At 35.2% G+C, this 13,326-nt stretch carries 11 protein-coding genes; 10 read left to right on the top strand and 1 reads right to left on the bottom strand.

The features are described from left to right. Positions 1–71: 71 nt before the first annotated feature. Positions 72–761 carry a hypothetical protein gene (locus tag BWZ20_RS03245; protein WP_157358308.1) on the bottom strand — a complete coding sequence of 230 codons (690 nt, stop codon included), beginning with the start codon at positions 759–761 and terminating at the stop codon, positions 72–74. Positions 762–873: 112 nt separating this feature from the next. Between BWZ20_RS03245 and tilS the strand changes: the two genes are divergently transcribed. The 10 genes from tilS to BWZ20_RS03195 all read left to right on the top strand — a co-directional run bounded on the left by tilS (position 874) and on the right by BWZ20_RS03195 (position 13,259). Then, the gene (gene tilS / locus BWZ20_RS03240; RefSeq protein ID WP_076616225.1) at positions 874–2,208 is read left to right on the top strand and encodes a tRNA lysidine(34) synthetase TilS; all 1,335 of its coding nucleotides are present in this window, start codon (positions 874–876) and stop codon (positions 2,206–2,208) included. A gap of 44 nt (positions 2,209–2,252) precedes the next feature. Next, entirely contained in the window at positions 2,253–3,932 is a 1,680-nt protein-coding gene (gene ade, locus BWZ20_RS03235; RefSeq protein ID WP_076616220.1) for an adenine deaminase, read from the top strand. An 89-nt stretch (positions 3,933–4,021) separates the two neighbouring features. Next, the gene (locus BWZ20_RS03230; RefSeq protein WP_076616217.1) at positions 4,022–5,905 is read left to right on the top strand and encodes a CocE/NonD family hydrolase; all 1,884 of its coding nucleotides are present in this window, start codon (positions 4,022–4,024) and stop codon (positions 5,903–5,905) included. Between the two features lie 139 nt (positions 5,906–6,044). Next, entirely contained in the window at positions 6,045–7,004 is a 960-nt protein-coding gene (locus BWZ20_RS03225; protein ID WP_076616213.1) for a YheT family hydrolase, read from the top strand. Positions 7,005–7,032: 28 nt separating this feature from the next. Beyond that, positions 7,033–8,571 carry a YifB family Mg chelatase-like AAA ATPase gene (locus tag BWZ20_RS03220; protein ID WP_076616209.1) on the top strand — a complete coding sequence of 513 codons (1,539 nt, stop codon included), beginning with the start codon at positions 7,033–7,035 and terminating at the stop codon, positions 8,569–8,571. A 46-nt stretch (positions 8,572–8,617) separates the two neighbouring features. Beyond that, positions 8,618–9,727: a DUF2891 domain-containing protein gene (locus BWZ20_RS03215; RefSeq protein WP_076616205.1), complete on the top strand. Its 1,110-nt coding sequence runs from the start codon at positions 8,618–8,620 to the stop codon at positions 9,725–9,727. Further along, positions 9,727–10,950 (top strand): Nramp family divalent metal transporter, encoded by a 1,224-nt coding sequence (locus BWZ20_RS03210; RefSeq protein WP_076616202.1) that lies wholly within the window; start codon positions 9,727–9,729, stop codon positions 10,948–10,950. Before BWZ20_RS03215 ends, BWZ20_RS03210 begins: the two co-directional genes overlap by 1 nt. After that, complete coding sequence (gene pxpA / locus BWZ20_RS03205; protein WP_076616199.1) at positions 10,947–11,687, top strand: 5-oxoprolinase subunit PxpA; 741 nt, start codon at positions 10,947–10,949, stop codon at positions 11,685–11,687. The genes BWZ20_RS03210 and pxpA overlap by 4 nt, the downstream gene beginning before the upstream one ends. Before the next feature lie 5 nt (positions 11,688–11,692). Beyond that, positions 11,693–12,421 carry a 5-oxoprolinase subunit PxpB gene (gene pxpB, locus BWZ20_RS03200; protein WP_076616196.1) on the top strand — a complete coding sequence of 243 codons (729 nt, stop codon included), beginning with the start codon at positions 11,693–11,695 and terminating at the stop codon, positions 12,419–12,421. Continuing rightward, a complete protein-coding gene (locus BWZ20_RS03195; protein WP_076616193.1) occupies positions 12,414–13,259 on the top strand; it encodes a biotin-dependent carboxyltransferase family protein in 846 nt (281 codons plus the stop codon). The genes pxpB and BWZ20_RS03195 overlap by 8 nt, the downstream gene beginning before the upstream one ends. The last annotated feature ends 67 nt before the right edge of the window (positions 13,260–13,326 follow it).

The raw sequence follows: 13,326 nt of genomic DNA, 5'->3' as shown, positions 1-13,326 counted from the left end.
TTTAGATAAGTTCTAATTGCAACATTGTCTAACAAATCTAAGCGTCTAACAATCTATCAGCTTTAAAAAACTTATTCCAAATGACTTCTAAAACTCTTTTTTACTCTATCAAAAATGAGCTCAACGCGAGAGGTTGCTATATTTTTAATTTTAGCAATATCCTCAAAATCAAGATTTCCAAAAATATATAAATCCACGATGTTGGAAATATTGATTGGTAGCCAACTGTAAAAACGACCAAATACTTTTGGAGATTGGGTTTTGGTTAGATTTTCAAGTTCAAAAGCTCTTAGGATAGAAGTTTCTTTGTCCTCGTACAAGTATAATTCGTTATCCATATCTTGCCTGTAAGAAATATCATTGAGTTCTGTATTTAAGATTAAATCTAAATCAGCATCAATAGTATAGTCTTCACCAAGTTTGGCAATTTCTCGCTTTCTAATCTCATCTGTGCTAATAGTGTTTTTATGAAATACTTCTTTTTTAAAAAGTTCGTTCATGTAATTATCCACCAATTTAAAAAGCTCTAACCTAACAGCCATACGCTCAGCTTCAATATTAAAACCATTGGTATATAATTCTATGATGCATTCGTCTATAATGCCATTAGACGAGTACATATTTTTAGGCAAAATACCTGTAGATTCTGCGATGTAAATTCTATGCTTTACATAAGGATGTAGATGCGGCACTGCAGAAAGTACTTTTTTATCAAAAGCGGTTTGTGCAGATTTTGATGACAGTTCTTTAAAAGTGCTCATAACCATAGTTTTATATTAGTTCTTTAAAGTTACCAATAAAGAAAGTATTTCCACATGATTTTTATCATTTTAACGTAATTGTTAGAGTAGTACATTATTGTATCTTTACACTATGCTAGAGTCTTTCAAAAGCCATATTGAGGAGCATTTCCCTTTCCTTAAAAACGCTCGTAATGTCATTGCTATTTCTGGCGGAATAGACAGTGTGGTGCTTGCGTATTTGTGCCACAAACTCAATTTTAATTTTGCCTTAGCACACTGCAATTTTAATTTAAGAGGAAAGGAAAGTGACGTAGACGAAGCTTTTGTTTTGGAACTAGGTGAGCAGTTAAATGTTGAAGTTTTTATTCAGAATTTTGATACGGAAGTCTATGCTGAAGAAAACAAATGTTCTATTCAGATGGCAGCGCGTGAGTTGCGATATGATTGGTTTTCTGAATTAGCGCAACAGCTAAACTTCGATTACATCTTAACAGCGCATCACGCAGATGATAATCTCGAAACGTTTTTAATCAACTTCACCAGAGGTACAGGACTTAACGGTTTAACAGGAATCCCAGCACTAAATGACAATATTGCAAGGCCTTTATTGCCATTTTCTAGAGCAATTATTGAAGCTTATGCAAAAGCAGAACACATTACATGGCGAGAAGATCTAAGTAATACATCCCGAAAATATCTAAGAAACAAATTGCGTCACGATGTAGTGCCGATTCTTAAGGAAATTAATCCGCAATTATTAGATAGTTTTCAGAATACATTAAAGTATTTAAATGATACTGCAGATATCGTTGAAGAAAGTCTAAATGCTGTGGCTAAAAGAGCCATAACAGATATAGATGAAAATCATATAACGTTTAAAGTTTCAGAGTTTAAAAAAGTAAATAATCCTAAGGCTTACTTGTTTGAAATGTTTAAGGATTATGGGTTTTCAGCATGGAATGATGTTGTTAATTTGCTTGATGCTGAAACAGGAAAGTATGTAACTTCAAGCACACATAAACTTACCAAACATCGCGAATTTCTAATCCTAACAAATTGTCATTCTGAACTTGTTTCAGAATCTCAAAGCGGGTTGTCCTTGACTAAGTCAGATATCAAAGCAGGACAAGTGCAAACACCAAGAGGTATTTTGTTTTTTGATGAGTCGGATGCTTTAAAAGATAATACTCAAACCACAGTTTATGTGGATTTAGAAAAGCTAAAATATCCGTTAGAACTCAGACCATGGCAAACAGGAGATGTTTTTTATCCTATTGGTATGAAAGGAAAAAAGAAAGTAAGTAAATACCTAAAAGATGAAAAGTTAACACCAATAGAAAAAGAGAATACTTGGGTTTTAACGTCTGAAAATAAAATCGTTTGGATTGTCGGAAGAAGAGCAGATGAGCGCTTTAAAGTGACAGGCCAAACCAAGAAAATTTTAAAAATAGAACTAAAAGATTAATCTGCTGTCACTTCGAGCGCAGTCGAGAAGTCTCATTATTATTTATGACACTAAAAGGAAACATCGTAGATATCCAAAACCGCAGTATCTACAAAGGAGAAATCACCATAGAAAATGGTAAGATTAAATCCATTGAAAAAAACGACTGTATAGAAAACCACTACATCTTACCAGGTTTTGTAGATGCACATATTCACATAGAAAGCTCAATGTTAGTACCATCAGAATTTGCCAAAGTCGCTGTAAAACATGGTACAGTAGCCACAGTTTCCGATCCTCACGAAATAGCCAATGTGCTTGGTGTAAAAGGTGTGGAATTTATGATAGAAAACGGAAAGCAAACGCTTTTTAAATTCAATTTTGGTGCTCCCTCTTGCGTGCCAGCTACAAGTTTTGAATCGGCTGGAGCTGTTATAGATTCTGATCACATAAAAAGATTAATGTCAAATCCAGATATTAAGTATTTGGCAGAGCTAATGAATTATCCTGGCGTCATTTACGATGATGCTGAAGTACTTAAGAAAATAGAATGGGCAAAACACTACAACAAGCCAATCGATGGTCATGCACCAGGTTTACGAGGTGAAGATTTAACCAAATACATTTTTGCAGGTATTTCTACAGATCATGAGTGTTTTACCTATGAGGAAGGTTTGGAAAAACTTCAAAAAGGTATGAAAGTCATCATAAGAGAAGGTAGTGCAGCCAAAAATTTTGAAGCATTAATAGGCTTGCTAGACGAGCATTATCAAAACATGATGTTTTGCAGTGATGATAAGCATCCAGATGATTTGCTGGTCGGACACATTAATCAACTTTGTGCAAGAGCAGTAGATAAAGACAATGACATTTTTAAAGTCCTTCAGGCTGCTTGTGTTAATCCTGTTAAGCATTATAATTTAGATGTTGGTTTGTTGCAAGTTGGTGATACAGCAGATTGTATTGTGGTTGAAGACTTAACCAATTTTAAAACCCTTCAAACCTATATCAATGGCGAATTGGTTTACGATCATGGAGAATCTAAAATACAACATGTCAATTTCGAAAACCTAAACAATTTTAATACGAGCAAAAAAACAGTTGAAGATTTTAAGGTTGAAACTAATAAAGAGTCATCAGGCGATGTCACACTGAGCGCAGTCGAAGTGTCTAAGTCATCTAAACATCCAAAAATAAGAGTCATAGAATGTCTAGATGGAGAATTGGTTACCAATCAAATCATTGAAGATGCTACTATTAAAGAAGGTAATCTAGTTTCAAACACAGAAAATGACATCTTAAAAATGACTGTGGTTAACCGTTACCAAAACGAAAAACCAGCAATAGCCTTCATCAAAAATTTTGGACTAAAAGAAGGTGCAATTGCAAGTTCTGTTGGTCACGATTCCCACAATATCATTGCAGTTGGAGTCTCTGATGATGCCATTTGCAAAGCAGTTAATCTTATAATTGAAAATGAAGGTGGTATTTGTGCTGTAAGTAATACAGAGCAAAAAGTAGTGGCATTGCCTGTTGCTGGTATTATGAGCGATAAAGACGCTGAGACCATTGGAAAACAGTATTCAGAATTAGATCAAATGGCAAAACAATTAGGCGCCACACTTCATGCGCCATATATGAGTTTGTCGTTTATGGCTTTGTTGGTGATTCCGTCTTTAAAACTGAGTGATAAAGGTCTGTTTGATGGTGGTACGTTTAAGTTTACAGATTTGAGTGTTAATTAAATCATAAACATCTACGTCTAATAAATCTAATCATCTAAAAGTCTAACAATCTCACTATCTTTAAACCTTTCAAAAAAACCAGCCTAAATATGATTAAGAATTTCACCCTTGTTTTATTACTCTTTTTAGTTTTAGTTAATTGCAAAGACGAAAAACACCAAGCACTCGAAAATCCTGAAACTGAAAAAGCAGAAGATACTTTTGTAAAGGATAATTACATCAAAAAAGAGGTGATGATTACCATGAGAGATGGTATTAAATTACATACAACAATCTATTCACCTAAAGATACATCTAAGACCTACCCAATCTTAATGATGCGTACTCCTTACAGTTGCCGACCTTACGGAGAAGATGAGTTTAGGAATAAAATAGGACCAAATAAATACCTAATGGAAGAAGGTAACATCATGGTGTATCAAGATGTTCGTGGTCGCTGGAATAGTGAAGGAGTTTACGATAATATGCGTGCTTACATACCAAATAAAACAGGTAATGAAACCGATGAGGCTAGTGACACCTACGATACTATTGAATGGTTAGTCAATAATGTTGAAAATAATAATGGCAAGGTTGGAACTTACGGTATTTCATATCCTGGATTTTATACCACGTATTCGCTTTTAGATGCGCATCCAGCTTTAAAAGCAGCATCACCACAAGCCTGTATTGGCGATTTCTTTTTTGATGATTTTATTCATAATGGAGCCTATTTATTGAGTTACTGGAGGGCAACGTCGGTTTTTGGTTATATGAAGGATACACCAACAACAGAATCATGGTACAAATTTCCAGATTTAGGTACAGAAGATCAACATCAGTTTTTCTTAGATCATATGCCATTAAGCAAGTTGAATAAATTTTACGACAGCACCAATGTGTTTATGGAACAATTAAAAACACATGTTACTTACGATGATTTTTGGAAAAGTAGAGGTATTATTCAGCATTTAAAGGATATAAAACCTGCAACAATGATTGTGGGCGGACAATTTGATGCTGAAGATTTGTATGGTCCTTATAATACCTATGAAAGCATTGAAAACAATAGCGATAATTATAACACACTAGTTTTCGGACCTTGGAGTCATGGAGATTGGGCAAGAACTAAAGAACGTCAAGTTGTGGGTAATATTCATTTTGGAGATGGTATTTCAGACTATTTTCAAAAAGAAATCGAAACAAAATTCTTTAATCATTTCTTAAAAGGTGAAGGCGATGGCAACACGGGATTGCCAGAAGCACACATGTTTAACACTGGTACAAAAACTTGGCAATCTTTTGAAACTTGGCCACCACAAAACACAGCTAAAGAAAGTTACTTTTTACAGCCTTACGAGCGCTTAACTCAGCGAGCTACAAGAAATATCGCAACTTCAGATTTTATAAGCGATCCAAAGAAACCAGTGCCATACACTGAAGACATCAAGGTTGGATTCACACCACGAAAATTCATGACTGACGATCAACGTTTTGCATCAAGACGTCCTGATGTATTGACGTTTGAAACCGAAGTTTTAGAAAATGATATGACGCTTGCAGGTGATATTTTAGCAAAGTTGAATGTGTCAACCACAGGAACTGCAGCTGACTGGATTGTAAAAGTAATCGACGTGTTTCCTGCAGATACTGAGAACACTGACGATGTGCAAGATCATTTAAAATTGAGCAATTACCACATGATGGTACGCAGCGAAGTGTTACGAGGTCGTTTTAGAAATAGTATGGAAACACCAGAACCTTTTGTGCCAAATAAAAAGACAGCAGTCAATATTAAGTTGCAAGATGTGTTTCATACGTTTAAAAAAGGACATAAGATTCAGGTGCAAGTGCAAAGTACATTCTTCCCTTACATAGATGCTAATCCTCAGACGTATGTAGATAATATTTTTGAAGCGAAAGAATCAGACTTTAAAGTGCAGACGCACAAGGTATTTAATGACTCGTCTATTGAGTTTAATATACTTAAGTAAAATAATAAACGTCAGTTCAAGTGAAATTGCTTTTGGCAATTTTGTATCGAGAACTTAATTTCTTGACTTCTCGATACAATTCCTCATACTTCGGAATCACTCGAAGTGACTATTAGAAATAATCGCTGATTACTAAAAAATGCCAATAATAGAATCCACATATAAACCACCATTTTGGGCAAAGAAAAGTTTTGTGTCCACGGTATTTTCTGGATTAGCAAGACGCGTTAATGGAGTAATGCAAACCAGAGAACGCATCACTTTAGAAGATGGAGACTTCTTGGATTTAGATTGGAGCTATTCCGAAAAACCATCGCATAAAGTCATCGTTTTATTACATGGTTTGGAAGGCCATGCCCAAAGACCTTACATTACGGGAACGGCAAAATTATTTAATGAAAAAGATATTGATGCCTGCGCGGTGAATTTTAGAGGTTGTAGTGGTGAACCTAATCGCTTGTTTAGAAGTTACCATTCGGGAGCGACAGAAGATCTCGAAGCTGTTATTCAGCATATTTTAACAAAAGGCCAATATTCTGAAATCTATATCAAAGGCATCAGTCTTGGCGCTAACATGGCTTTAAAGTATTCGGGTGAGCGTGAACAATTACCAAAAGAATTAAAAGCCATTGTTGCTGTGTCGTCACCATGTCATCTAAAAGGCTCTTGCGATGCGTTGATGAGTTTAAAAAATAAACACTATGCCATCAGGTTTTTGGCACATCTTAAGGATAAGTTAAAACCCAAGCTAGAGCAGTTTCCGCAAGATATTTCAGTTACCGATTTTAATGCTATTAAAACCTTAATCGATTTTGATGATGCCTATACTTCTAAAGCACATGGATTTAAAAATGCCTTAGATTATTATGAACAAGCTAGCAGTTTGCAATATTTACCAAACATTACCATTCCAACCCTAATTATCAACTCGCTTAACGATTCGTTTTTATCTGCAGAATGCTATCCTGTAAAAGAAGCAAAACAAAACCCTAATCTTTATTTAGAAATGCCAAAATATGGTGGGCATGTAGGTTTTATTAACAAAGGGAATGTGTATTATAATGAGAAACGTGCTTTGGATTTTGTAAATCAACTTTAATTTGTAGATTTATCCAAATCAATCATTTATGCTCAAAAAAGTTTTTGGAAGTGCCGTTTTTGGTGTGGAAGCCACAACGATTACTGTAGAAGTCAATGTAGATAAAGGTGTAGGTTACCATTTGGTCGGACTTCCAGATAATGCCATAAAGGAGAGCAATTACCGTATCGCGGCAGCCTTGCAAAATAACGGTTATAGAATTCCAGGAAAGAAGATTACCATTAACATGGCACCAGCCGATTTGCGTAAAGAAGGCTCGGCTTACGATTTAACTTTGGCCGTTGGAATTTTAACAGCATCTAATCAAATTAAAGCTGAAAATTTAGACGACTATCTCATTATGGGAGAGTTGTCTTTAGATGGCAGTTTGCAGCCTATTAAAGGTGCATTACCAATTGCTGTAAAGGCTAGAGAAGAAGGTTTTAAAGGATTTATTTTGCCAAGTCAAAATGCCAAAGAAGCAGCAATCGTAAATGATCTTAAGGTTTACGGTGTCGACAATATAAAGCAAGTCATTAATCATTTTGATAAAAATGAAACCTTAAAACAAACCATCATCAATACACGAGAGGAATTTTATAAAAACCTGGATTTCCCTGAATTTGATTTTGCAGATGTTAAAGGCCAAGAAAGTATAAAACGCTGTATGGAAATTGCAGCAGCAGGTGGTCATAATATTATCCTTATTGGTCCACCAGGTTCTGGTAAAACGATGTTGGCAAAGCGTTTGCCAAGTATTCTGCCACCAATGACATTGCATGAAGCATTGGAAACTACCAAGATACATTCTGTCGTTGGTCGCGTAAAAGACCATACAGGATTGATGGCGCAACGACCGTTTCGTAGTCCTCATCATACCATTTCAAACGTCGCTTTAGTCGGAGGTGGTAGTTATCCACAACCTGGTGAAATTTCATTATCGCATAATGGAGTTTTGTTTTTAGATGAGTTGCCAGAATTTAAGCGTGAAGTTTTAGAAGTGATGCGTCAACCTCTTGAGGATAGAGAAGTCACGATTTCCAGAGCAAAATTTACAGTGACCTATCCAAGTTCGTTTATGTTGGTGGCCAGTATGAACCCAAGTCCAGGTGGTTATTTTAATGATCCTGATGCGCCAGTAACCTCAAGTCCTGCCGAAATGCAACGCTATATGAGTAAGATTTCAGGGCCTTTGTTAGATCGAATTGATATACATATTGAAGTCACTCCAGTGCCTTTTGAAAAGTTATCCGATGACCGAAAAGGAGAGGCCTCAGTCGATATTAGAAAACGCGTTACTGCTGCAAGAGAATTACAAACCAAACGCTTTGCCAATTTAGAGAATGTGCATTATAACGCACAGATGAACACCAAGCAAATACGAGAATACTGCAAGCTCGACGAAGGCTCTTTAGAATTGCTAAAATCTGCTATGGAACGCTTAAATCTTTCTGCTAGAGCTTACGATAGAATCTTAAAAGTATCAAGAACCATTGCGGATTTAGAGGGTTCTAATGATGTAATGGGTGCACATATTAGCGAAGCTATTCAATATAGAAGTTTGGATAGAGAAGGTTGGTTGGGTTAATTTTTCTAATGTACCTTAACAACATCATAAATTTTCAAAGTAAACTATGAAATACAACATCATACTACTTCTTCTTCTGTTAGTCAATTGTCAGAATTCTGAAGACACAACTAAAAAAAATACAATTGAAGAAAAAGTAAAAATCGTTGAGGTTCCTACGTTAAACCTAGAGCAGGCGAATCGCTTAGCAGCATTACCAGTTCATTGCATCAATACCGAATACCCTAATAAGCTAGGACAGGTTTTAGGAGGTAATGAAGATTTAAAATCTCCACAAGAACTGCATCCTGCGTTTTATGGCTGTTTCGATTGGCATTCTGCTGTGCATGGCCATTGGAGTCTAGTAAAACTGTTGAAAGAATTTCCGGAGTTGAATAATCATGAAGCTATTATTCAAAAGCTATTAACTAACATTTCAAAAGATAATATAGCGCAAGAGGTGTTGTATTTTAAAGGAAAACACAACACATCCTACGAGCGCACATATGGTTGGGCTTGGTTGCTAAAGTTGGCTGAAGAATTGCATACTTGGAATCATGCTGAAGCTAAAACCTTAGAAGAAAATCTTCAGCCTTTAACCGATTTAATCATTGAGCGTTTTTTGGAATTTTTACCAAAATTGAATTATCCAATTAGAGTAGGTGAGCATCCTAATACTGCCTTTGGTTTGAGTTTTGCTTATGATTATGCTTTGGCTACAGAGAATGTACAATTACAAACTTTGATAAAAACCAGAGCAAAGGAATTTTATTCAGACGATCAAGATTGTCCGTTAGAATGGGAGCCGAGTGGTTTCGATTTTTTATCACCTTGTTTGGAAGAAGCAGCATTAATGAAGCGTATACTGCCAAAAGAAGAATTTTTATCATGGATTAATGATTTTCTTCCAGAATTAAACAATGAAGATTTTGATATCGACGTTGGTAAAGTATCAGACAGAACCGATGGTAAGTTGGTGCATCTCGATGGAGTAAATTTTTCAAGAGCATGGAGTCTAAACTACATTGCGAAGGATTTACCAGAGTTTAATCATCTTCAAAATTTAGCAAACAAACACATCAACTATTCTTTGCCAAGCATTGTTGGAGATAGTTATGAAGGTGGTCATTGGTTGGGTAGCTTTGCTATTTATGCACTAAACTCAGTAAGTAACTAATGAAAAACTGGTTCAAAAATATTGGGCCAGGACCTTTGGTAGCTGCTGCATTTATTGGTCCAGGAACTGTAACCGTTTGTACTTTATCAGGTGTTAACTTTGGATATGCCTTACTTTGGGCAATGGTATTGTCGGTTTTTGCAACCATAGTTTTGCAAGAGATGGCAGCAAGATTGGGAATTATTGCCCAAAAAGGATTGTCACAAGTCATTAGAGAAGAGGTGAAAAGTCCTGTTTTAAGAGGTTTTAGTGTTGTTTTAGTATTATCTGCTATTGTTGTTGGTAATGCGGCTTACGAAGCAGGAAACATCAGTGGTGGTGCATTGGGTTTAGAAACACTTTTAGGGCATCCAACCGTTGGTGTGTTTAATGAAGAGTTGTCTGTTATTCCATGGATATTGGGTTTGCTAGCCTTTATATTATTGTACTTAGGAACTTATAAAGTGCTTGAAAAAGTTTTAGTCAGTCTCGTTATTTTAATGAGTTTGGCGTTTCTTTCAACCGCAATTCTTACCAAGCCAGATATTATTAGTATTGTGAAAAATATGCTGGTACCGCAATTTCCGGATGAAGGTATATTAACTATTGTTGCGCTTATTGGAACAACTGTAGTGCCTTACAATCTGTTTTTGCATGCGTCGTTGGCAAAAACGAAATGGAGCAAAAAATCGGATATTAAATTAGCCAGAAAAGATACTGTTCTGGCTGTAGTTTTAGGCGGTATTGTTTCCATGAGTATTATTATTTCGGCAGCAGCGATCAATATAAAAGATGTAAGTAATGCAGCAGATTTGGCTTTGGCTTTAGAGCCATTATTTGGTGTTAATGCCAAATATTTTTTGTCGGTTGGTTTATTTGCAGCTGGCATTACAAGTGCTATTACAGCGCCCTTGGCTGCAGCTTATGTAGCAAGTGGTTGTTTGGGATGGCAAACAGACTTAAAATCGAAGCGTTTTAGAGCAGTTTGGATGTTTATATTAGGTCTTGGTGTTGTATTTTCTTCGATAGGCTTTAAATCCATAGAAATTATAAAATTTGCTCAAGTTGCTAATGGTTTGCTATTGCCTGTAATTGCAGGCTTTTTATTGTGGGTTATGAATAAAACATCGGTTTTAGGCGTTTATAAAAACTCAAAATTTCAAAACGTTTTGGGTTTAATTATCTTGGTAATCACTATCTTATTAGGGCTAAAAGTAATTCTAAGTGTTTTTAATCTTATATGAGTTTTAAAACTGTAGATATTAATGCCGATGTAGGCGAAGGTTTGGGTAACGAAGCATTACTGATGCCTTATTTATCATCGTGTAACATAGCTTGTGGTGGTCATGCAGGCGATGCCAAAACCATGACTGAGGTAGTTCGTTTAGCCAAAAATTATAAAGTGAAGATTGGTGCGCATCCTTCATTTCCGGATAAACTGAATTTTGGAAGAGCAGTTATGGATATCTCTGCGGCAGATTTGTACAGTAGTTTAAAATTGCAAATCCGAAGTTTGCAACAAATTCTGCATAACGAAAATGCACAATTACATCATATAAAACCACATGGTGCGCTTTATAATTTAGCAGCTAAGGACGAAAAAACTGCCAGAATAATTATCGAAATTGTAAAAAGTATAGCTATGCCAATTCAACTTTATGTACCCTATAATTCTGTAATTTCTAAGCTTGCTGAACAGGAAAAAATCAGCGTCACTTTGGAAGCTTTTGCAGACCGAAATTATGAAGAGAATTTAAGCCTTGTTTCGCGTAAAAAAGAGGATGCAATTTTGCATGAAAATTCAAAAATTTTGAACCATGTTTTAGGAATAATTCATCGCGAAAAGGTAACTGCAATTAATGGGGTGGAAGTACCGATAAAAGCATCAACATTTTGTGTGCATGGAGACACTAAAAACGCATTCGAAATTTTGGATTTTTTAATCAAAGAATTACCAAAATATAATGTAAAAATTCAATAGTTTTTATGGGTTACGAGTTGAAGTTTTTGCGTTATAATGCGTATTCTATTTTAATAGAATGGCCTGCTGAAATGGATGAAAATATATTGAAAAATATATTGGGTTTTAAAAAATCGATTCAAAATTCAAATATTGAATTAGTTGTTGAGGTAATCAACACATATAATTCATTATTAATAATTTATAGTTCGACTATTGATAATTTCAATGATGAAATATCACGATTAAAATCGCTAAAAATTAAAGCAGATACTATTGAAGATGCATCATCTAGATTATGGCGAATACCTGTCTGCTATCATGATGACTTTGGTATAGATTTGGAAGCCTTTTCTAAAGAAAAACAGCTTTCAAAAAATAAGGTTATTGAGCTTCATTCTTCTGCAATATACACTATTTTTTTTATTGGTTTTTTGCCTGGTTTTTTATACTTAGGAGGTCTTGAAGAGAAGCTTCATTTAGACCGAAAATCCACACCTAAGTTAGATATAAAAAAAGGGTCTGTTGGTATCGGTGGAAATCAAACTGGAATCTACCCAGAAAATAGTCCTGGTGGCTGGCATATAATTGGAAGAACTCCTGTTGTTTTTTTCAATGCAAAAAGTAGTCCTCCATGTGTTTTTAATGCAGGTGATAGACTTCAGTTTTTTGCAATTTCAAAAACGGAATTTTCAGACTTAGAACAAGATATTAAAAACAATCAATTTCAACTAACACCAGAATTGTATGCTTAGAATTTTGCACGCAGGATTTTTTTCAACCGTACAAGATCTTGGTAGAGTTGGTTACAGAGATAAGGGTGTTCCTGTTTCTGGTGCTATGGATTTGTATTCGGCACAGTTTGCAAATGCGTTGTTAGGTAATGCCAAAGATGCTGCACTTATTGAAATGACAATGCTTGGTGGTAAATTTCAGTTTTTTGATTCAACAGTAGTTGCGATTTCAGGTGCTTTTATGAGGCCAATGCTCAATGATGAGGCTCTACTTCAGAATAGGTTAATTAAAATTCAACCGAATGATGTATTGCATTTTGGCGGTGCAGAGAAGGGTTTCAGGACGTACTTGGCTGTAAAAGGCGGTTTTAAAACCGAAACTATTTTAGGTAGTAGAAGTATGTACTCATCTGTTACAAATCAAAGTGTTATAAAAAAGGACGACCATATTATTTACGAACCTTATCAAGGTGTAGAAAAAGCATTCTCTAAAGTAAAATATGATGACACGCATTTAGAGTCTAATGTTTTAGATGTTTTTAAAGGTGTAGAGTTTGATATGCTTTCAGAAAATCAAAAACAACAATTGTTTTCAAAGGATTTTTTGGTTTCAAAGAATAACAATCGTATGGCATATCAGTTAGAGCCTGTACTAGATAATAACTTAAAACCTATATTAAGTTCGCCGGTTTTACCCGGTACAATACAGTTAACGCCTCATGGTAATTTAATTGTTTTAATGCGAGATTGCCAAACTACTGGAGGTTATCCTAGAATTTTACAATTAACAGAAAAGGCGATTAATACAATTGCCCAAAAAACTTTGGGAAACTCAATAAAATTTAGACAAAAAGAATAAATTTGTAAGAAAAGAATTAATAATAGTTTTATATGTTTCATAATTTCAATACATTAGATTTCACTAT

This window comes from Winogradskyella sp. J14-2 (assembly GCF_001971725.1).
Classification (GTDB): Bacteria; Bacteroidota; Bacteroidia; order Flavobacteriales; family Flavobacteriaceae; genus Winogradskyella.
Note: the sequence above shows the minus strand (reverse complement) of the source record. Positions and strands in the feature narration are given on the sequence as shown.